Annotated in this window: 22 protein-coding genes; 10 read left to right on the top strand and 12 right to left on the bottom strand. The window is 63.8% G+C overall.

The annotated features are described in order from the left end of the window. Positions 1-344 precede the first annotated feature (344 nt). Positions 345-779, top strand: a complete 435-nt coding sequence (locus ACN0X6_RS21325) for a DUF4124 domain-containing protein (RefSeq protein ID WP_417707046.1) — start codon at positions 345-347, stop codon at positions 777-779. Positions 780-797: 18 nt separating this feature from the next. On the opposite strand, the gene ACN0X6_RS21320 is transcribed toward ACN0X6_RS21325, so the two are convergent. The 3 genes from ACN0X6_RS21320 to mrcB form a co-directional block, all read right to left on the bottom strand. Continuing rightward, the gene (locus ACN0X6_RS21320) at positions 798-1127 is read right to left on the bottom strand and encodes a YqcC family protein (protein WP_417707045.1); all 330 of its coding nucleotides are present in this window, start codon (positions 1125-1127) and stop codon (positions 798-800) included. Beyond that, positions 1127-1807 (bottom strand): tetratricopeptide repeat protein, encoded by a 681-nt coding sequence (locus tag ACN0X6_RS21315; RefSeq protein WP_417707060.1) that lies wholly within the window; start codon positions 1805-1807, stop codon positions 1127-1129. Before ACN0X6_RS21315 ends, ACN0X6_RS21320 begins: the two co-directional genes overlap by 1 nt. Before the next feature lie 67 nt (positions 1808-1874). Then, positions 1875-4193: a penicillin-binding protein 1B gene (mrcB, locus tag ACN0X6_RS21310; RefSeq protein WP_417707043.1), complete on the bottom strand. Its 2319-nt coding sequence runs from the start codon at positions 4191-4193 to the stop codon at positions 1875-1877. A 114-nt stretch (positions 4194-4307) separates the two neighbouring features. Here mrcB and ACN0X6_RS21305 point away from each other — a divergent pair, with 114 nt between their 5' ends. The 4 genes from ACN0X6_RS21305 (at position 4308) to ACN0X6_RS21290 (ending at position 7578) form a co-directional block, all read left to right on the top strand. Next, positions 4308-5870 (top strand): AAA family ATPase, encoded by a 1563-nt coding sequence (locus tag ACN0X6_RS21305; RefSeq protein ID WP_417707041.1) that lies wholly within the window; start codon positions 4308-4310, stop codon positions 5868-5870. Between the two features lie 87 nt (positions 5871-5957). Continuing rightward, positions 5958-6302 (top strand): pentapeptide repeat-containing protein, encoded by a 345-nt coding sequence (locus ACN0X6_RS21300; RefSeq protein WP_417707039.1) that lies wholly within the window; start codon positions 5958-5960, stop codon positions 6300-6302. 100 nt (positions 6303-6402) lie between these two features. Next, positions 6403-6675 carry a TfoX/Sxy family protein gene (locus tag ACN0X6_RS21295; protein WP_074679532.1) on the top strand — a complete coding sequence of 91 codons (273 nt, stop codon included), beginning with the start codon at positions 6403-6405 and terminating at the stop codon, positions 6673-6675. A 105-nt stretch (positions 6676-6780) separates the two neighbouring features. Beyond that, a complete protein-coding gene (locus ACN0X6_RS21290; protein WP_417707037.1) occupies positions 6781-7578 on the top strand; it encodes a cyclic nucleotide-binding domain-containing protein in 798 nt (265 codons plus the stop codon). A 295-nt stretch (positions 7579-7873) separates the two neighbouring features. Here the strand turns inward: ACN0X6_RS21290 and ACN0X6_RS21285 are convergent, their stop codons facing one another. The 7 genes from ACN0X6_RS21285 to ACN0X6_RS21255 all read right to left on the bottom strand — a co-directional run bounded on the left by ACN0X6_RS21285 (position 7874) and on the right by ACN0X6_RS21255 (position 13391). Further along, a complete protein-coding gene (locus tag ACN0X6_RS21285; protein WP_417707036.1) occupies positions 7874-8281 on the bottom strand; it encodes a nuclear transport factor 2 family protein in 408 nt (135 codons plus the stop codon). A 61-nt stretch (positions 8282-8342) separates the two neighbouring features. Further along, complete coding sequence (locus ACN0X6_RS21280) at positions 8343-9227, bottom strand: ChaN family lipoprotein (protein WP_417707034.1); 885 nt, start codon at positions 9225-9227, stop codon at positions 8343-8345. Between the two features lie 15 nt (positions 9228-9242). Next, the gene (locus tag ACN0X6_RS21275) at positions 9243-10010 is read right to left on the bottom strand and encodes a heme ABC transporter ATP-binding protein (RefSeq protein ID WP_417707032.1); all 768 of its coding nucleotides are present in this window, start codon (positions 10008-10010) and stop codon (positions 9243-9245) included. Continuing rightward, the gene (locus ACN0X6_RS21270; protein WP_417707058.1) at positions 10010-10996 is read right to left on the bottom strand and encodes a FecCD family ABC transporter permease; all 987 of its coding nucleotides are present in this window, start codon (positions 10994-10996) and stop codon (positions 10010-10012) included. Before ACN0X6_RS21270 ends, ACN0X6_RS21275 begins: the two co-directional genes overlap by 1 nt. Before the next feature lie 50 nt (positions 10997-11046). Next, complete coding sequence (locus tag ACN0X6_RS21265) at positions 11047-11946, bottom strand: heme/hemin ABC transporter substrate-binding protein (protein WP_417707030.1); 900 nt, start codon at positions 11944-11946, stop codon at positions 11047-11049. A gap of 59 nt (positions 11947-12005) precedes the next feature. Next, positions 12006-13070 (bottom strand): hemin-degrading factor, encoded by a 1065-nt coding sequence (locus ACN0X6_RS21260; RefSeq protein WP_417707028.1) that lies wholly within the window; start codon positions 13068-13070, stop codon positions 12006-12008. A gap of 150 nt (positions 13071-13220) precedes the next feature. After that, positions 13221-13391, bottom strand: a complete 171-nt coding sequence (locus ACN0X6_RS21255; RefSeq protein WP_417707026.1) for a hypothetical protein — start codon at positions 13389-13391, stop codon at positions 13221-13223. A gap of 44 nt (positions 13392-13435) precedes the next feature. Here ACN0X6_RS21255 and ACN0X6_RS21250 point away from each other — a divergent pair, with 44 nt between their 5' ends. Further along, positions 13436-13753, top strand: coding sequence for a Rieske (2Fe-2S) protein (locus ACN0X6_RS21250; RefSeq protein ID WP_417707025.1), 318 nt, complete (start codon positions 13436-13438; stop codon positions 13751-13753). 69 nt (positions 13754-13822) lie between these two features. Here the strand turns inward: ACN0X6_RS21250 and sfsA are convergent, their stop codons facing one another. Together sfsA and ACN0X6_RS21240 are read right to left on the bottom strand one after the other, a co-directional pair. After that, on the bottom strand, positions 13823-14530 hold the full coding sequence (sfsA, locus tag ACN0X6_RS21245; protein WP_417707023.1) for a DNA/RNA nuclease SfsA: 708 nt from the start codon (positions 14528-14530) through the stop codon (positions 13823-13825). Beyond that, entirely contained in the window at positions 14520-15701 is a 1182-nt protein-coding gene (locus ACN0X6_RS21240; RefSeq protein ID WP_417707021.1) for a pyridoxal phosphate-dependent aminotransferase, read from the bottom strand. The genes sfsA and ACN0X6_RS21240 overlap by 11 nt, the downstream gene beginning before the upstream one ends. Before the next feature lie 258 nt (positions 15702-15959). Here ACN0X6_RS21240 and dksA point away from each other — a divergent pair, with 258 nt between their 5' ends. The 4 genes from dksA to ACN0X6_RS21220 all read left to right on the top strand — a co-directional run bounded on the left by dksA (position 15960) and on the right by ACN0X6_RS21220 (position 20759). Next, positions 15960-16406 (top strand): RNA polymerase-binding protein DksA, encoded by a 447-nt coding sequence (gene dksA / locus ACN0X6_RS21235; protein ID WP_017675309.1) that lies wholly within the window; start codon positions 15960-15962, stop codon positions 16404-16406. A 50-nt stretch (positions 16407-16456) separates the two neighbouring features. Beyond that, complete coding sequence (gene gluQRS, locus ACN0X6_RS21230; protein ID WP_417707019.1) at positions 16457-17341, top strand: tRNA glutamyl-Q(34) synthetase GluQRS; 885 nt, start codon at positions 16457-16459, stop codon at positions 17339-17341. 303 nt (positions 17342-17644) lie between these two features. After that, on the top strand, positions 17645-17821 hold the full coding sequence (locus tag ACN0X6_RS21225) for a hypothetical protein (protein ID WP_003244646.1): 177 nt from the start codon (positions 17645-17647) through the stop codon (positions 17819-17821). Then, entirely contained in the window at positions 17805-20759 is a 2955-nt protein-coding gene (locus ACN0X6_RS21220; RefSeq protein ID WP_417707017.1) for a sensor histidine kinase, read from the top strand. Before ACN0X6_RS21225 ends, ACN0X6_RS21220 begins: the two co-directional genes overlap by 17 nt. Positions 20760-20795 lie beyond the last annotated feature (36 nt).

Genomic DNA, 20795 nt, shown 5'->3' with positions numbered 1-20795 from the left:
CTTACTGTCAGCGGACACGCACGACGGTGATCGTGGATTCGGAACATCAGCTTGACGAGTAACGGAGCAGCCCATGGTCTTGCGGGGCCGACCCTCCCAGCGCGAGGTAACGCGTTGCGGGTGTCACGGTTCGGCGCGGGTAGCGCCTCTTTTCCCCGAGCTGGAGGACGCTTGCGGCGGACGCCACTACGGGGGAAGGCTGGATTGTTCGGGTTCGGCGTGAGCAAGTCAAGCGATGACTAACCTATTATTCAACCCACCGCTGTGACACAGCGCAGAATGAAGATTGCCGGCTTTTGGTTATAGTAGCCTTCAGCACCGCCGCTCTCGATAAAGGAAACAGCATGCGCCACATGATTCTTACTGGCACCCTGATGCTCGCTTTGAGCACGGCCGCCATGGCCAGCCAGGTTTACAAGTGGGTAGATGACCAAGGCGTGACCCATTTCGGCGCGCAACCTCCGCAAGGCCAACAAGCCACGACCATCAATACCGCAGCACCGCCTCCGCGACCTGCGCCAAGTGAGCCGGCGCCGAGCCAGGAAGAGCAGCTCGACCCCGAGCAGACGGCCATCGACAGAAAGGTCAAGGCAGATGTGGCGAAGCAGGAAGCCGAGCGCAAGCAGTACTGCGAGACCGCGCGTACCAACCTTGCTCAGCTGGAGATCAACCCACGCGTCAGGATTGAAGAGGATGGCGAGCTGCGTCGTATTGGCGAGGACGAACGCCAGGAACGCATCGCGGAGCTGAAAAAGTCCATCGCGGAAAACTGCAAATAATGGACTACGCGCACGCCTTCAAGACGTGCGCGTAAGCAGGCGATCGAACTCGCCGAGCAGCTCAAGCAGCCGACGCGCAGTGCTCGGCTGCTGCTGATAGACCATCTCCGCCATGGCCTGAATACCTGATACCGAGGGCAACGCGGCGCCGGTTTCCAGCAGAACCTTCATACGTGGCAGAAAAATCCACTGCAGCCATTGCTCGAACGCCAGCGTATCGACGCAGAACGGTTCCGGGCTGGCCAGGGCCTCGGCGCTCGGTGCCTCCTCCTGCCACCACCCCTGCACACGCAATTCACGCTCGATCAACAGCAGGTGTTCGGCCAGCGCGCTTACGCGAGCATCCATCAGAGATTGACTCGTGCGCGTTCACGGGCCTGGGCAGCACCGGCGGGATCACCCTGACGCTCGCGAGCCTGGGCGATCAGGTCCCACAGACTGGCTTGCAACGCCGGACGACCGTTGGCGTAAGTCAGGCCACGACGGGCGAACTGCTCGGCTTGAGCAGCATCGCCCTGCGCCAGGCGAACCTCGGCAAGACGATAAAGCACCTGCGGCTCGCGCGGCGCGATGCGCTGGGCGCGCTCCAGGCTGGAGGCGGCGCCATTCAGATCGCCACCGCCCTGCTGCTGTTGAGCGGTGGTCAGCAGCGCGAGAACCGGACCATCCAGTTGCTCGTCTGCAGCCAGGCCGCCACCGCTGGGAATACCACTGGGCATGCTCGGTACCGAGGAGCCGAAGTTGCCTTGGCTCGACGTCGATGGCGGGCTGCTCACGGGCGGCTCGAAGGTCAGTCCGCCACTGGAGGTGATCGGCTGCGAGTCGGTCTGCAACGGCGTCGAGACAGCCCCCTGCGGCACCATCACAACCACACCGGAATCCTCCTCGACAGGCTGCGGCGCCGCTGCAGGACCCGGACCAGTCGCTGAGCCAGACCCGCCCGACGACAGCGGAGAGCCGGCGTCGATCACCGGAATCGAACCCTGCGGCACCGTACTGCAACCACTCAACACCGCCGTTGCCAGCATCGTGGCAAGCCACTTCTTGTTCACATCCAATCCTCTTCAGGTAACACCGAGCCACTCGACTCGGCCGTCATTCCAACCAGCCCTTGACCCAGTCCATCACGGATTCGACCGGAGCCTGGATACCGCACGCGGAGCCCGGGGCAGGTTCGCTGCCGCGAATATAAGGCATCTGTACCGCATTCGGGCAGCCCGAAGCCGAGCCCAGACCAGTCTGACGATCGACCCAGGCCTGGGTGACGTTGTCCGGCATCGGCATATCCAGCGGCAGCGGATCCGCCTTGCGCATGAACCCGGTCCAGACCTGCAGTGCACCACTCGCACCAGTCAGCGGGGTCGGACCGTTGTCGTCACGCCCCAGCCACACCACCGACAGCAGATCCTGACTGAAGCCGGCGAACCAGCTGTCGCGCGAGTCATTGCTGGTACCGGTCTTGCCCGCCAGATTCAGCGAGCTGGGCAGTTGGCTGTATACCGAGCGACCAGTGCCTTCACGCATGGTGCGCTGCATGGCGTTCTGCACCAGGTAGATGGCACCCGGATCGAAACGCTGCTGAATCTGGAATGGATAACGACCGAGCGGTTGGCCGTCGGCTGTCAGCACACTGCGAATGCCACGCAAGGGCGTATTGAAGCCACCGTTGGCCAGCGTCTGGTACATGCCTGCCACTTCCATCGGCGTCAGAGCCCCCGCACCGAGCAGCATCGACGGATAGGCCGGCCACTTGCGCTCGACGCCCAGTCGCTCGAGCGTCTTGAGCACGTTGGGCACGCCGATCTCCAGGCCGAGCTTGGCCGTGGACAGGTTGTAGGACTGCGCCAGCCCCTGATACAGGTAGATGGTGCCATGAGCCTTGCGGTCGTAGTTCTGTGGCGTCCAGACCTGGCCATCCTGACCCTTGATGGAAAACGCTTCGTCCTCCAGCCAACTGGTCAGGGTGTACTGACTCGGACGCTCCAACGCAGACAGATAAATAGCCGGTTTGATCAGCGAGCCAATCGGCCGCACGGCATCCAGCGCACGGTTGAAGCCGGCAAAGCGCGGCTGGCGGCTGCCGATCAATGCCTGAATTTCCCCGGTCTCGGGGTTGGTCACTACCATACCGGCCTGCACTTCATCCACGCCCTTGCGCCCGGCCAGGCGCTTGAGCGTCTCGGCCAGCGCCTCTTCGGCCTTGAGCTGCAGAATCGGATCGAAGCTGGTGAAGATGCGCAGGCCTTCTTCGGTCAGATCCTGCTCACGATAATCTTCACGCAGCTGACGCTTGACCAGATCGAGGAACGCCGGGAACGAGCTGTCAGCCATGCTGCCGCGCGCGCTCACGCCGAGCGGTTTCTGTTTGGCTGCCGCCGCTTCCTCGGGGGTGATCGAACCTTGTTCGGCAAGCAGATCGAGCACCAGATTGCGGCGCGCCAGCGCACGCTCGGGATTGCGTCGCGGGTTGAAGTAGGTGGGCCCCTTGACCATGCCCACCAGCAGCGCGACCTGCTCCAGCTTCAGTTCGGAAACCGGCTGACTGAAGAAGTACTGGCTGGCCAGACCGAAGCCATGCACCGCGCGCTGACCGTCCTGACCGAGGAACACCTCGTTCATATAGGCTTCGAGAATCTCGCGCTTGTCGTAGTGCAGCTCGAGCAGCACCGCCATCATCGCTTCGGTGGCTTTACGCACCAGAGTGCGCTCGTTGGTCAGGTAGAAGTTCTTCACCAACTGCTGGGTCAGAGTACTGCCGCCCTGTACCAGGCGCCCGGACGTGGCGTTGATCCACATCGCACGGGCAATGCCCTTGGGCGACACGCCGAAGTGATCGAAGTAGTCACGATCCTCGACCGCCACCAGCGCATCGATCAGATAGGCCGGCACCTGATCCAGCTTGATCAGGATGCGATCCTCCTGATGCGCCGGATAAAGCCCGCCAATCAACAGCGGCTCCAGGCGTGCCACGGCAAGATTGCCGCCGTTGGCCTGGGTCAGACCGGCAACGTAATCGCCAGAGAAACGCACGCGCACCCTCTGTGACGGTTCGGCACCTTCATAAAACTGAAAGCCGCGACTGTGCAGCTCGATATTGTTACCGGCCACCGATACTGCGCCGGGCCCATTGACTGCGCTCTCGCGGCGGTAGCCCAGCGCATCGAGTTCACGCAGGAAATCGTCCTTGGCCAGCTTCTGCCCGACGAAGAGTTCGAGCGGCCTGGCGTAGACTTTCGCGGGCACCGTCCAGCGCTTGCCGGAGAACTTCTCCTGCACCACGGCATCGAGATAAACGGCAAAGCCAGCCAGGATCACCAGGCCAACCAGACCGAGCTTGAGGCCCCAGGCGAACCAGGGACGCATACCGGATGAGCGGGATTTTTTGTTTGAGCGGGGGGAGCGTTTTCGAGTCATGGCGGGATTATACGCACTTTACATGGGGGCCAGCAGGCCGCCTGGATGGTTTGCAGAGCAGCTCACAGCGGCCATAATGCCCAGCTCGAACAGCGTCTAGAACAAGGATCGAACGTGAGCCAAGCCCTGATTGCCGCATTGCAGAACCCGGCCCTGTATCCGCATCCCGTGGATGGGTTTCAGGTCATTGAGACCCACATTTCCTGGGTTTTGCTCACTGGCCCCTACGCCTACAAGATCAAAAAGCCGGTCAACTTCGGTTTTCTCGACTTCACCGAGCTGGATGCACGTCGTCATTTCTGCGAAGAAGAGCTGCGCCTCAACCAGCGCCTGACCGAGGATTTGTATCTGGACGTATTGCCGATCGGCGGCAGTGAAAGCGCTCCCAGCTTCGACGGCAGCACCCCCGCTATCGAATACGCACTGAAAATGCGCCAGTTCCCGCAGGAACAACTGCTCAGCGCCATTCAGGCACGCGGCGAGCTGAACGACGCTCATATCGACGCCCTGGCCGAACAGATCGCCACCTTTCACCTGAACGCACCGCAGGTGCCGCAGGAACATCCGCTGGGTAGCGCAGAAGCGGTCATGGTTCCGGTGCAGCAGAATTTCGAGCAGATTCGCCCGATGCTCAGCGAGCAGGCTGACCTGCAGCAACTCGATGCCCTGGAAGCCTGGGCCCAGTCCAGCTACGAACGCCTGCAGCCGTTGCTGACAGCGCGCAAGGCGCAGGGATCGATCCGCGAATGCCACGGTGACATTCACCTGGGCAACGCCGCCCAGATCGACGGGCGGGTCGTGCTGTTCGACTGCATCGAGTTCAACGAGCCCTTCCGTTTCACCGACGTCACCGCAGATATCGCCTTCCTGGCCATGGACCTCGAAGACCGTGGCCTCAAGTGCCTGGCACGCCGCTTCATCAGCGGCTGGCTGGAGCGCACTGGCGATTATGCAGCCCTGGAGCTGCTGAACTTCTACAAGGCTTACCGCGCCATGGTCCGTGGCAAAGTCGCCTTGTTCCGCCTGGGCCAGGAACAGGACTCGGTGCAGCGGGCGGTGATCCTGCGCCAGTACCGTGGTTATGCCGCACTGGCAGAGAGCTACAGCGCCATTCCATCGCCTTTCCTGGCCATCACCCATGGCGTCTCGGCAGTCGGCAAGAGCCACGTCGCCATGCGTCTGGTGGAAGCCCTGGGCACTATCCGCCTGCGCTCCGACATCGAGCGCAAGCGCCTGTTCGGCGAGCAGAGCGCCGAAGCCAAGGATCAGTTGGCTGCCGGAATCTACAGCACCGACGCCAGCCAGGCGACCTACCAGCGCCTGCATCAACTGGCGCGCCAGACACTGCTGGCAGGTTTCCCCGTGGTGATCGACGCAACCTACCTCAAGGCAGCGCAACGCCAGGCCGCCAGCGAAGTCGCCGAAGAGACCGGCGTGCCCTTCCTGATTCTCGACTGCCATGCGCCGCAAGCCGTGATCGCCAGCTGGCTGGAGCAGCGCCGCAGCGAAGGCCAGGATCCGTCCGATGCGACGCTGGAAGTGATCCAGGCCCAACAGGCCAGCCGCGAGCCGCTCGACGACGACGAGCAGAGCCACAGCAAGCGCGTCGACACGCATGACAGCGCCAGCCTGGACAGCCTGGTCGAGCGTATTCGCCAGCGCCTGCCAGGAATCTGAGCATCGTCCCAAGCAGTTGGCACGCCCTGCCAGGCAAACCCTGGCAGGACTTCTATACTGCCGGTGAAGCCACCACCGGTATCTGCCATGAGTCAGCCTCGCCAGCTTGATCACCCGCTCTACCACCTCCTGCACAACGACGACGTGAAGGGCTTCAATGCACAGAAGCCGAAGGGCGTGGAAGTCGATCTTTCCGGTGGCGACTTTCGCGGGCTCGACCTGCGCAACATGGACACCGACGCGGTCAACTTCACCGATGCGTACTTCCGCGGGGCAGACCTGCGCGGCCTGGATTTCCGTAGCGCCAGGATCGAAGGCGCCAGCCTGGCCCACGCGCAGATCTCCGGTGCCTACTTCCCCGTCGAACTGACCGCCGACGAGATTCTCATGTCGGTCAATTTCGGCACCCGCCTGCGCTATCGCACCAAATAGCGCACCTCGAACGACGACGCGAAGCACTCAGGCAATTGGCCGCTACACTTTTTGGCAGGCACGCCAACGTGAACCTTTCACCCGCACGCATGGAGGCCCGATGAACGACGAACTGCAACACCTGAAGAACCTGGGCAAGACCTCGGCGCAGTGGCTGCACGCCGTGGGCATTCACAGCGCCAACGACCTGCGTCGCTATGGCGCTGTCGGCGCCTATCGCGCGGTCAGGGCGCGCGGTTTTCGTGCATCCAAGGTGCTGCTTTACGCCATCGAGGGCGCCCTGCTCAATGTGCATTGGAGTGAACTCCCCCCCGCGCACAAGGCCGAGCTGAACGGCAAGCTGGACGAAGCCCAGGGCCACAACAAGAGCTAGCTCACAACACCAGCGCAAGGTGATTTACTCAAAGAGCTGCACAGCCTATTGTTTCAGGGACCTTCGTGTGGTCAGCCAGTCCAGCCAGTTCAAGGAATTACGGTTATGTATTTACTCGGGGAGCAACCGGCCTACGCCGATCAGTTGATCAATCGCCTGCAGAGTATCCCCACTCAGCTGCTGGAAGGGCTACAACCCGCGGGTGAGCCGCTGCGTCTGGAGCGTATCGATGACCTGGCCCAGGTACTGCCTGGCAACCAGCTGTTCATCATCGAGAACGGTCTGTTGCATGCGCTGGTCGATGAACGCCCGCTGTTCTATCTGCAGGAAGGCGATCTGGTCGGCCTGCGCCAGGGCATCGACCTCCCCTCCTGCCGCTACAGCAGTGAAGAACCCATCAGCCTGATTCCCTACTCGCGCAGCGAAACGTTCCAGCACATCTATGCCAGCGAGCAGCGCCAGGAACAGTTCATCCAATACCTGATCGGCCATACCGCCCTGCTGTCCGACGCACTGGCCCGCCTGAAACAGCCGGAGATCCGTCCGGCGACCGGCTTCCAGCATTTCGCTGCCGGCGAGGAGCTGATTCATCAGGGCGATGAAGCCGACCACGTGTTCATCATCATCGAGGGCCACGCCGAGGCCTACGTCGACGGCCAGAAGGTCGGCGACGTGCAAAAGGATGAAATCTTCGGCGCCATGGCGGTATTCACTCGCGAGAAGCGCAGCGCCACGGTGATCGCCAGCGAACCGTGCACGGTCATGGTGATTCCCAAGGAGCAATTCCTCAGCCTGATGCAAAGCAACCCGCGCATCGCTCACAGCCTGATCGAGAGCATGGCCCGACGCATCGATCTGCTGAACAAGGAAGTCACTCAACTGCGCTTGCCTGGGGAATCCTGAGTCTCCGCCCGCATCAGCGAACCCCGGCCCAGCGCCGGGTTTTTGCATTCATGAGCCCGACAAAAACTTTATGAGAAAAATTCTCAAAAGGGCATTGACTATGAAATGAGAATTGTTATTATTACCTCAACTGGTCGCGAGATCAGCCGATAAGCTAAAGAGACCATTCAGTCGGACTCTTCAGATTATCTCCTCATCAGGCTAATCACGGTTATTGACCCGGCTCTTGCCGGGTCTTTTTTTGTCTGGCCGAAAGTGTGCCCTGCTGCACCCGGCACAACGTCCGCAGCAGACCTCAGTCGTCGACCTGCGCCAGCCAGTCCGGCAAATTGAAATGCAGGCTGATGCGCGCGATCAGCCCGTCCTGGATCTCGAAGAAGGCGCCCACACGCATCTCGTAACGCTGCCCACAGGCCTCCGGCAGGCCATCGTCAGTCGCCAGGTATTCACCGATGACGCGGTACTCGCAGGCGGCATGCTGCCCTTGCGGCTCGACCAGGATCACCAGCGACTCGATCATCTCGCGATAGCAAAGCAGTTGCCGTTCAAGAAAAGCCGCGAATGCGTCGCGCCCATGCTCGGTGAAACCCTGATTGGGCTGCAGAATCAGCCCGTCGCTGACCAGCGACAGGCAGGCGCGGATATCCCGATCATTGAGGGCGTTGAAATAACCTTGCAGCAGGTCGCGAACGTCTGTGGACATAGGCCAGGCTCCGAATCGGCAAAGCGCCGAGGATACCGTGCAGGCAGCTCACGAAAGGCGGCTAGGGTCGCAGTTTGGCGCAGTGATCCTGCTGCGGCTGCGCGGCAGTGAACCAGACGTAATCGGCCATGGAGGCGTCCACCGAGCGGCCGACTTCAGCCAGTATCAGCACCGCGTTGCCAGACTGCGCGCCAAGGTCGGCCAGATGCAAGGGGACGCCGAGGTCCTTGCGCACATGAAAGGCGCCGGCCAGCAGCAGGCTTGGCCGCGGCGCCGCCATCAGCGCCTCGGCCATGCGCCGGTCACGCTGCTGCTGCACGGCCAGCATCGCCGGCAACTGGCTGTCCGGCAGCAGGCCGCAGTGCGACTCGCGAATATCCGCCAGCAAACGCGCCTGCACCTCGGCTGCACCTGAGCGCTCCCCCGCAAGCGTCGGGCGCTGGCGATAGATCTGCATGATCTCGGTGCGATCCAGATTGGCCGCGAGCAAGGGATAGGGCTGACGCAATTGATGCAGCACCAGCGGCCCGTACAGCGACCAGCCCCATCCCGGCTGCCAGGCCAGGGCGTCGAACGGGTCGTTGATCGCCTGCCCCGCCCGTGCAGCTTTCTGCGCCTGGTCGATCCGGCCCTGCTGATCGGGATTGAGCATCTCCATCAGCACGCTGCCCTGCGGGCGCAACCTGGATAGCTCGCGCGACAGCCAGAGCTGCAAGGCATGGTGATCGGGGTTATCGTGCTGCTCGCCGACCAGCACCCGCTGAGCCGGCGCAAGACGACTCAGCAGTTGCTCAGGGGTGATGCTCTGCCCGCTGGCCAGATCGACGATACGCCCCATATCGGCATGCTCGCGCCCCAGCGGAGCGAGCGGCGCCGGCGGCGGCAGCATATTTCGACTCTGACAGGCAGCCAGCAGCATCAGACAGCTCAACAGAACGACTCGCATCGGGGTCTCCAAGATTCAGCGCGCGACGATCAGCGGGTGGCCGCGTTCGGGATGAGTCTGCACCAGCACTTCCAGACCGAACACGGCCTGCAGGGGCTCGGCCCGCAATACTTCGGCAGGGGTACCCAGCGCATGCGCCCGGCCCTGTTCCAGCAGCAACAGGCGGTCACAGTAACGCGCGGCCAGATTGAGATCATGGAGGATCACCAGTACCGCCGCGCCGGACTCGGCCAGACGGCGAACCGCCTGCAGGCAGGTGTGCTGATGCAGCGGATCGAGCATCGAGGTCGGCTCATCGAGCAGCAGGGTCTGCCCTTGGCCACCCGGCCACAGCTGCGCCAGCACCCGCGCCAGGTGCACGCGCTGACGCTCGCCACCAGACAGGGCAAGATAGCTGCGCCCCGCCAGGTGAACAGCATCGGCTGCCAGCAACGCCTGCTGCACGATCTGCGCGTCGCGCACGCGCCCGCTGTCATGCGGCAGGCGGCCCATGGCGACCACTTCCTCGACACGAAAGGCGAAATTCAGACTGGAAGTCTGCGGCAACACGGCCAGACGCCTGGCCCGCTCCGGCCCGGCCCAGTCATCGAGCGCGCGCTGATCCAGCGTCACCTGCCCGGCGCTGGCCGACAGCTCGCCGGTCATCGCCGCCAGCAAGGTGCTCTTGCCCGCACCGTTGGGCCCCAGCACACCCAGCACTTCGCCGGGGTGCAACTGCAGATCGATGCCACTGAGCACCACGCCCTGGCCGCGGCGGACTTCCAGCTGTTCAACCCGCAGCATCAGCTTCGCCCCCGCACCAGCAGATAAAGAAAGAACGGCGCACCAATCAGCGCCGTGACAATGCCGATCGGCAACTCCGCAGGGGCCAGCGCCAGGCGCGCGACAAGATCGGCCAGCAGCAGCAGGCTCGCGCCAGCCAGTGCGGATGCAGGGAGCAGCAAGCGATGGTCAGGCCCCACCAGCAAACGCATCAGGTGCGGTACTACCAGGCCAATGAAGCCGATCAGGCCGGCGGCAGCCACCGCCGCGCCCACGCCCAGGGCGGTGCAGAAGACCAGCTCGCGCTTGAGGCGCTCCACATCGAAACCAAGGTGGCGCGCCTCCGACTCGCCCAGCAGCAAGGCATTCAACGCACGCGCCCGTCGCGGCAACCACAGCGCAACGGCCAGCGTGGCCAGCAACAACGGCCAGAGCCGTGCGTAACTGGCGCCATTGAGGCTGCCCAGGTTCCAGAAGGTCAGGGTGCGCAGGGTCGCATCGTCCGCCAGGTAGGTGAACAGACCAATGGCAGCACCTGCCAGCGCGGTCAATGCGATGCCTGCCAGGAGCATGGTTGCCACATTGGTCTGCCCGTCACGCCGGCCCAGACGGTAGACCAGCGCCGTCACCAGCAAGCCACCGACGAAGGCACAGGCCGACAACAAATAGGGTGCGAAGGCTTCCGGCAAGCCGCCGAACGCGGCGCCGCCGACAATGGCCACCGCAGCGCCCAGCGCGGCGCCGCTGGAGACACCGACCAGACCGGGGTCGGCCAGTGGATTGCGAAACAACCCCTGCATCGCCACGCCACAGAGCGCCAGCACCATGCCTACGGCCAGCCCAAGCAAGGTACGCGGCATGCGGATCTGCGACAGGATCAATTCCGCTTGCTGTACCGATGCGTCCGCCGCGAGAGGCAGGCCCAGCAAACGCAACGCAGCACGCATGGTATCGCCCAATGGCAGGCTGACCGGCCCGAGCGCCAGCGAGAGCCACAGCACGAGCACGAGCAACAGGCCCAGTGTGATGAACAATGGGCGCGTCGAAAAAGGTGAGGTCATGGCTCGCGCTTGGCTTCGGCAGTCAGGGGTTGGCTGGCAGGATAAAAGCCTGCGGCGAGCATCGCCAGCCCATCCGGCACGCGCGGCCCAAGACCGCCGACCAGCAGGGTCGGGTCCAGCGCCAGCAAACGTCCCTCGCGCGCCGCGCGCGTACCGGCCAAGGCAGGGTTGTGCTGCAGCAGGGCCTGCCTGGCCGCGTCCCCCTGCAATGCGCGATCAGCCACCACCACGACCTGCGGGTCGAGCGCCAGCAGCGCTTCGCTGGACAACGCCTTGTAACCATTGTGACTGGCCAGATTGCGTCCGCCGGCACGACGGATCAGCCAGTCGGCAGCGGTGTCGACACCGCCAACCAGCGGGCTGCCACCGGCATGCCCGAGCAACAGCAACACGCCGGGCGCGTCCTGACTGCGCTGCGCCTGCTCGACCCATTGCTGCTGGGTTTGCAGGCGCTCCTGGTAATCGGTAAAGGCGCGCTGCGCTCCCGCCTCATCACCGAGCAACTGGCCCAGCCGCTGCAGATTGCTCTGCAAGCTGTCCAGCTCGGCCCGCGCAGTCAGGCGCTCGATACGCACACCCGCCGCCGTCAGTTGCGCGAGCACCGGCGGCGGGCCCATTTCTTCACTGCCCAGCAGCAGGTCCGGGCGCAGGGCCAGAATGCCCTCGGCCGCCAGTTGCCGCTGATAACCGACGCTGGGCAGCCTGGTCAGCGAGGCAGGATGACGACTGGTGGTATCGACGCCCACCAGCTTGCTCTCCCCGCCGAGCAGCACCACCCACTCGCTCAGCGCGCCACCGGAACTCACCCAGCGCTGCGGCAGCGGATCGGCTGCCAGCAGCATATTGGGAAACAGCAGGACGGCCGCCAGGCCGCCCAGGATATTGGCAAGACGCATGATCTCGACTCCTCGAACGTGACATCGACCGGTCTCTGCGGGAGACCGGCACATTCTGCTCAGGCCTGCACAGGCAGTGATTCGGCCAGCTCGCGCCAGTCGTCACGCTCGGCCATGCCCGGCTTGCGCGCACCGAACAGCTGGATCACCAGCTCGCCGTCGGTGTCGAAGGCCTCCAGGCTGGTGATCACGCCGTCGATGCTGGGTTTGCGCACGCGCCACAACTCGACCACGCCGCGCGTCTGCAGGTGCAGGTTGAAGTCGGGATCGAGCACGTTGAACCAGCTGTCCATCCAGCGCAGGTTGTGCACCGGACCAGTGTGAATCTGGATGCAGTGGCGGTTGCCGACGAACACCATGATCGGCACTTCACGGGCAGCCGCCTGCTCCATCAACACCGGCAACGCAGAGGTTGCCAACGGCTGCGCCCATTGCTCGCCAGCCAGGCGCAGCGCCTGGGTACGGGCCACCTCATGCTTCTTCAAAAGGGCGAAGAAATGGTGGGTGTCCTGCAGCGTCGCCCAGCCCTCACGCAACGCCTGACTGTCGATATCGGTGTCGACCTTGTGCAGCGGCGCAGCAGGCGGCGGCAGCAACTGCAATTCGGCGCTCTGCTCGCCAGCGAAGCGCTCGATCAGCGGCTGCCAGGCGCTCAGCTCACTGCGCTCGGTCAGGTAGACCTTGTGCACGGCAACGCCCTGCTGGTCGAACACCTGGATGCTGCGCTGGGTGCCCTTGGCGGTTTCCTCGGCAACGGCGAATACGCTGGCCCAGCCACCCAGAAAGAGACGCAGGTCGATATCGGCAGACACCACCAGGCCCATTTGCCCGGATGCGGAAACACTCACCTCGCGATACAGCCCCTTGCGTTCATGGACGCAGTGCTCGTTGCGAGTCAGCACCATCACATGCCCCAGCTGAGCAAAAGCCGGCAGCAACTCGGCCCAGTCCGGACGCAGCCGCTGCGTGTCGACACCCAGACGGCTTGCGCTCAGCTCGGCCTCGCTAACGCCCAGTTGCGCTGCCGCCTCGCGGGCACGCAGGCGTGGTTGTTCCAGGCGCAACGTTTGCCAAGCCTGGTAAAGATTGACCGCCTGAGAGGCAGCAGTTGGAGCGGTACTCATGGGAACAGTCCTTTCTCGCGGGCGATTGCCAGTCTCTTTAGCGGCACTGACGGCAGCGCCATAAAAACAGAGCGATAATCTACATGATAATCACTTATATAGTGCAGTAATCTGCCGCGCCGATCATTGCGCCGCAGCCGATGCTGGAGTTCAGCTCAGCTGGCGAATGCCATTCCCCTGACGGATCTGCTGAACGATTTGCTGCAGATGCTGATGGCGAGGAGTCGTGCCTGAGCATGGATGCGCGCGCTTTCCTGTTGCGAGATAATCCGCTCCTCTTGCGGCGCTGCGCGCCACCTTCTCCCTCAGGAAGAAGATCATCAGAGGTCGTCACCAGGCGACTTCCACGCTAACGGGAAACCACAATGATTCGCTTGTGCGCCCCACACGAACTGACCGAAGGCCGGAGTCGGGGCTTTGAGATCGACCAGCTGAATCTGCTTGCCGTGCGCAGGGACGGCCAGGTGCATGCCTACCTCAACCGTTGCCCGCATCGTGGCATTGCCCTGGAATGGCAGAAGGACGATTTTCTCGATGACAGCGGCAGCCTGATCCGCTGCGCGACCCATGGCGCACTGTTTCTGATCGAGAACGGTGAATGCGTGGCAGGTCCCTGCGAGGGGCAGGCGCTGCAGAGACTGAGGTGCAGGGAAGATGCGATCGGGATCTGGATCGCGCCGTAGGGAGTCGCAGGGCCGGCCAGATCGTGCGCACTGCACCACCGAAGCAGAAGCCGGTGCGCGCGGCGCACCCTACCCCAATACCTCCAGCCGGCGAACCAGGGCGATCCCTTCGGGGCTAAGCTCGGCGCCGTAAGCCAGCACCTCAACACCCGCAGCCTTGGCTTCACGCAAACCGGCGGCGTAGGTCGGGTCGATTTCCTCGGCGGCCCGCACGGCGCGGATGCCCGAGAGGTTCACGCAATACAGTTGCACGGTCCGTACACCGGCACGCGCCAGCGCAGCCAGCTCGCGCAGATGCTTGGCGCCGCGCTGCGTGACCGCATCGGGAAAGGCCGCCACGTCGCTGCCATCGAAACCCAGGGTGACACTCTTGACCTCGACGTAGACCTGACCATCCGGGTAATCCAGACGGAAGTCGGCGCGGCTGTTCTCCACCCCGTAAGGCACCTCGCGCTTGAGCGCGGTGAAGCCGGCCAGCTCCTTGATCAGCCCGGCACGCAGCGCCTCTTCCACCAGCGCATTGGCTCGCGCTGTGTTGATGCAGGCCAGTCGCCCCTGCGGCGTTTCGCTGATTTCCCAACTGCCCGGCAGCTTGCGCTTGGGATCATTGCTGCGGCTGAACCACACCCTGCAACCTTCGCTCATGCAATTGAGCATCGAGCCGGTGTTGGCGCAGTGGATGGTCATCTGCTCGCCGCTGGCGGTCTCTATATCGGCGAGAAAGCGCTTGTAGCGACGCAGCAGGCGCCCTTCTTCCAGCGGCGGGTCAAAGCGCATCGGGCTTCCAGCTCTTCAGGCCGCGAGCGATACGCTCGACCGCCTGTTGCAGGCGTTCGACGTTCTGCGTGTAGGCGAAGCGCACATGGTGCCCGGCCTGGTAGCGGCCGAAGTCCAGGCCCGGGGTGAAGGCCACGTGCTCGGTTTCAATGAAGTGGCGGCAGAAGGCGAAGGCGTCGCCGCCGAAGGCGCTGATGTCTGCATATAGATAGAAGGCCCCTTCCGGCTCCACGGCGATACCGAAGCCCAGCTCACGCAACGCCGGCAGCAGGTAGTCGCGGCGGCGCTGGAATTCGTGACGACGCGCTTCGAGGATCGCCAGCGTGGCCGGCTCGAAGCAGGCCAGTGCGGCATGCTGCGCCATGCTCGGCGCGCTGATGTAGAGGTTCTGCGCCAGTTTTTCCAGCTCCGGCACGGCCGCCTCGGGCGCCACCAGCCAGCCCAGACGCCAGCCGGTCATGCCGAAATATTTGGAGAAACTGTTGAGTACGAAGGCGTCGTCATCCACTTCCAGCACACTCGGTGCATCACAGCCGTAGGTCAGGCCGTGGTAGATCTCATCCACTACCAGATGGCCGCCACGCTGCTTGAGACAGGTCGACAAGGCCGCCAGCTCGTTCTTGTGCAGCAAGGTGCCGGTCGGGTTGGCCGGTGACGCAACCAGCGCACCGACGCTGCCCGAGTCCCAATGCCGCTCCACCAGCTGCGGGGTGAGCTGGTAGCGCACGTCCGGGCCGACCGGCACCAGCTGCGCGGCGCCCTCGACCAGGCGCAGGAAGTGGCGATTGCACGGGTAGCCGGGGTCGGCCAGTAACCAGTGCTTGCCAGGATCGACCAGCAGGCTGGCGGCCAGCAGCAACGCACCAGAGCCGCCGGGCGTCACCAGAATGCGCTGCGGGTCGACATTCAACCGGTAACGTTCGGCGTAGAAGCCGGCGATGGCTTCGCGTAGCTGCGGCAGGCCGCGAGCAGCGGTGTAACGGGTATGCCCGGCAGCCAGCGCGGCCTGGCCAGCACGGATGATCGGCTCGGCGGTGGTGAAGTCCGGCTCGCCGATCTCCAGGTGGATCACATCGTGACCCGCCGCCTGCAATTCGTTGGCGCGCGCCAGCAAGGCCATCACATGGAAGGGTTCGATGGCGCGACTGCGCGCACTGTAGAGCTGAGCCATGGGTCTGCCTTCAGAGTTGCGAGGCGCGGATTCTAGCAGGGCAGCTTCAGCCCGCGGCAAGGGCGTCAAAGCGCCGCTACGCTTACTGGCCAGTCCCATGCAGATTTCGTTCACACCCCGGACAGGGCAGAGACAACCGGGAGTAGCGCGCCCCGATTCGATCTGGTAAGTTCGCCGGCTTGCAGTCGCAGGGCCGGACAAACGCCTGGCAATGGAATAACCTGCGCGATGGATTAGAAAGAGTGAGAGGCGTCATCCATGCCCACAAAAGAAAAAGCCAAAAGCACCAGCCAGCTGATTCGTGGTTTCGAGCCCTATCAAGAGAAGAAGGGCGAGGAATACATGAGCGAGCCGATGCGCGCTCACTTCACCAGCATCCTCAACAAGTGGAAGCTGGAGCTGATGCAGGAAGTCGACCGTACCGTGCACCACATGCAGGACGAAGCGGCCAACTTCCCGGACCCGGCCGACCGCGCCAGCCAGGAAGAAGAATTCAGCCTGGAACTGCGCGCCCGTGACCGCGAGCGCAAGCTGATCAAGAAGATCGACGAGACGCTGCAGCTGATCGAAGACAACGATTACGGCTGGTGCGACTCCTGTGGCGTCGAAATCGGCATTCGCCGCCTCGAAGCCCGCCCGACTGCGACTCTGTGCATCGACTGCAAGACGCTGGCGGAAATCAAGGAAAAGCAGATCGGTTCCTGATCTGACGACGGGGCGCTTAGGCGCCCCGCTCTGTTTCTGGCCTTGGCTCCATGAACACTGTCTATATCGGGCGCTTCGCCCCCACGCCCAGCGGCTACCTGCACTTCGGTTCGCTGGTCGCCGCCCTCGCCTCCTACCTCGATGCCCGTGCCGTCGGCGGCCGCTGGCTGCTGCGCATGGAGGACCTCGACCCGCCACGGGAAATACCGGGTGCACAGGACGCCATCCAGCGCACGCTGGAGACCTACGGTTTCGAGTGGGACGGCAAGCTGGTACGCCAGAGCGAGCGGCATGGCGAATACGCAGCGGTAATCGCCCGCCTGTTCAGTCAGGGCCTGGCCTATGCCTGCACCTGCTCGCGCAAGCAACTGGAAGGCTACGCCGGCATCTATCCGGGGTTCTGCCGTAACGCCTGCCATCCTGATAATGACGCTGCAATTCGCCTGCGCGTACCGGAGCTGGACTACCACTTCATCGACCGTGTGCAGGGTGAGTTTCGCCAGCACCTGGGCCGCGAAGTCGGCGACTTCGTGATTCGCCGCCGCGACGGCCTGTTCGCCTATCAGCTCGCGGTGGTACTGGACGATGCCTGGCAGGGTGTTACCGACGTGGTGCGCGGCGCCGACCTGCTCGACTCGACCCCGCGCCAGCTCTATCTGCAGGAGTTGCTCGGGCTGCAGCAACCGCGTTACCTGCACGTGCCGCTGATCATCCAGCCGGACGGGCACAAGCTGGGCAAGAGTTATCGCTCCCCGCCCTTGCCGGCCGCTCAGGCCAGTCATCTGCTACAGCGCGCCCTGCGGGCGCTGGGCCAGCAACCCACGGCCGAGCTGCGAGGTGCCAGCCCCGGCGAGCTGCTGGCCTGGGGCATCGCCAACTGGGACGCCACGCGCATTCCACGCAGCCGCACCCTGGCCGAGGCGCAATTGCGCTAAGCCGCCAGTCCACAGGGTAGGGTGCGCCATGCGCACCGAGCGATATCAATGGTGTCGCGATTCATTCGGGCACTGCGCTGCAAAGAGCCGGTGCGCGCAGCGCACCCTACGAGAGGCATCGCAAGACGACTCGAGAGAGGCTGCGCGACGTGCCGCAGGGTGCGCCATGCGCACCAGTGTCTCCCCAGAGAACCTGGCACGGCCTCGGTGCGCACGGCGCACCCTGCATCTCCCGGTTTCAAGTTTGTGGCTTGAAGCGCGCGGCTTCCTTTACCATCGCGGCATCTTTCGACGAGATGTCACATGTATATCTACCGACTGGTTCTGATCCTGGTAGTGGGGATCTACCTGTTCTCCCCGGCCATCATGGACTGGTGGATCGACCCCAATGGCGCGTGGTACCGGCCTTATCTGCTGTGGCTGATCCTGATCGTCGTTACTTTCATTCTTCAGAGCCAACGCGATGCTGACGAGCTTTAGCCTGAGCGAACTGATCCTGATCAGCGCCGGCTATCTGCTGGTGCTGTTCGGCGTCGCCTGGGTCAGTGAACACGGTCTTATCCCCCGCTGGATCATCCGCCACCCGCTGACCTACACCCTGTCGCTGGGCGTCTACGCCAGCGCCTGGGCCTTCTACGGCACGGTGGGCCTGGCCTACCAGTACGGCTACGGCTTCCTCGCCAGTTACCTCGGCGTCTCCGGGGCCTTCCTGCTGGCGCCGGTGCTGCTCTACCCGATCCTGCGCATCACCCGCACCTACCAGTTGTCATCGCTGGCCGACCTGTTCGCCTTCCGCTTTCGCAGCACCTGGGCCGGCGCCCTGACCACGCTATTCATGCTGATCGGTGTGCTGCCACTGCTGGCTCTGCAGATCCAGGCGGTGGCCGACTCCATCGGCATCCTCAGCCGCGAGCCGCTGCAGGAAAAGGTCGCGCTGAGCTACTGCGGCCTGATCATCCTCTTCACCATCCTGTTCGGTGCGCGCCATATCGCCACGCGCGAGAAACACGAGGGCCTGGTATTCGCCATCGCCTTCGAGTCGCTGGTCAAGCTGGTCGCCCTGGGCGTGATCGGCTGGTACGCGCTGTACCAGGTGTTCGGTGGCCCGCGTGAGCTGGAATTGTGGCTGGTACAGAACCAGGCGGCACTGGCCACGCTGCACACGCCGCTGCAGGAAGGCCCGTGGCGCACCCTGCTGTTGGTGTTCTTCGCCTCGGCCATCGTCATGCCGCACATGTATCACATGACCTTCACCGAGAACCTCAACCCGCGCGCAATGGTCAGTGCCAGCTGGGGCCTGCCGCTGCTCCTTTTGCTGATGAGCCTGGCCGTGCCGCTGATCCTCTGGGCCGGCCTCAAGCTCGGGGCGACCACCAACCCCGAATACTTCACCCTGGGCCTGGGCATCGCGGTCAACAGCGAGACCCTGGCATTGCTCGCCTATGTCGGCGGGCTGTCGGCCTCCAGTGGGCTGATCATCGTTTCCACCCTGGCACTGTCGGGCATGGCGCTGAACCACCTGGTGCTACCGCTGTATCAGCCACCGGCCGAAGGCAATATCTACCGCTGGCTGAAGTGGACCCGCCGCACGCTGATCGCCTGCATCATCATGGCCGGCTACGGCTTCTACCTGCTGCTGGGCGCCCAGCAGGACCTGGCCAATCTGGGTATCGTCGCCTTCGTCGCCACCCTGCAGTTCCTGCCCGGCGTGCTCTCGGTGTTGTATTGGCAAACGGCTAATCGCCGCGGCTTCATCGCCGGCCTGCTGGCCGGCATCAGCGTCTGGGCGCTGACCATGCTGCTGCCGCTGCTGGGCAACCTGGAAGGTTTCTACCTGCCACTGTTCAACGTCATCTATGTACTCGACGACGCCAGCTGGCACCTCGCAGCCATCGCCTCGCTCGCCGCCAACGTGCTGGTGTTCACCCTGGTGTCGCTGTTCACCGAAGCCAGCCCCGAGGAAAAGAGCGCTGCCGAAGCCTGCGCAGTGGACAACGTGCGCCGCCCGCAACGGCGTGAGCTGGTCGCCGTGTCGCCGCAGGACTTTGCCGCGCAACTGGCCAAGCCGCTTGGCGCCAAGACCGCGCAACGCGAAGTCGAACAGGCCCTGCGCGATCTGCATCTGCCCTTCGACGAGAGCCGCCCCTACGCCCTGCGCCGCCTGCGCGACCGCATCGAGGCCAACCTGTCCGGCCTGATGGGGCCGAGCGTGGCACAGGACATCGTGGAAACCTTCCTGCCCTACAAATCCGGCAGCGAGGGCTATGTCACCGAGGACATCCATTTCATCGAAAGCCGCCTGGAAGACTACCAGTCGCGCCTCACCGGCCTCGCCGCCGAGCTCGATGCCCTGCGCCGGTACCACCGCCAGACACTGCAGGAGCTGCCAATGGGCGTGTGCTCGCTGGCCAAGGACCAGGAAATCCTGATGTGGAACCGGGCCATGGAAGAGCTTACCGATATTCCCGCGCAACGTATCGTCGGCTCACGCCTGAGCACCCTGAGCGAACCCTGGCAGAGCCTGCTGCAGGACTTCATCGAACGCCCGGACCAGCACCTGCATAAACAGCACCTGGCGCTCGACGGCCAGATTCGCTGGCTCAACCTGCACAAGGCAGCCATCAACGAACCGCTGGCGCCCGGTAACAGCGGCCTGGTGCTGCTGGTCGAGGACCAGACCGAAACCCAGATGCTCGAAGACAAACTGGTGCACTCCGAGCGCCTGGCCAGCATCGGCCGCCTGGCCGCTGGCGTGGCCCACGAGATCGGCAACCCCATCACCGGTATCGCCTGCCTGGCGCAAAATATGCGCGAAGAACGCGAGACCGACGCCGAACTGACCGAAATCAGCGGGCAGATCCTCGAACAGACCAAACGTGTGTCGCGCATCGTCCAGTCGCTGATGAGCTTCGCCCACTCCGGCAGCCACCAACGCAGCGACGAACCGGTGTGCCTGGCCGACGTGGCGCAGGACGCCATCGGCCTGCTGTCGCTGAACAAACGCAACTTCGACATCCAGTTCTACAACCTCTGCGATCCGCAGCACTGGGCCTGCGGCGATCCGCAGCGCCTGGCTCAGGTGCTGATCAACCTGCTGTCCAACGCCCGCGACGCCTCACCACCGGGCGGCGCCATCCGCGTGCGCAGCGAAGCCAGCGAACATACCGTCGACCTGATCGTCGAGGATGAAGGCAGCGGCATTCCCAAAGCGATCATCGACCGCCTGTTCGAACCCTTCTTCACCACCAAGGACCCCGGCGAGGGGACCGGCCTGGGCCTCGCGCTGGTCTATTCGATCGTGGAAGAGCATTATGGACAGATAACAATCGACAGCCCGGCTGACCCCGAGCGCCAATTGGGCACTCGAATTCGGGTCACCCTGCCAAGGCATGTCGAGGCGACGTCCGTAGCGATGTAAACAGCGAGAGAGGCTGCCAATGGCACCTCCGTGACC

The organism is Pseudomonas sp. (assembly GCF_048269965.1).
Taxonomy (GTDB): Bacteria; Pseudomonadota; Gammaproteobacteria; order Pseudomonadales; family Pseudomonadaceae; genus Aquipseudomonas.
Note: the sequence above shows the minus strand (reverse complement) of the source record. Positions and strands in the feature narration are given on the sequence as shown.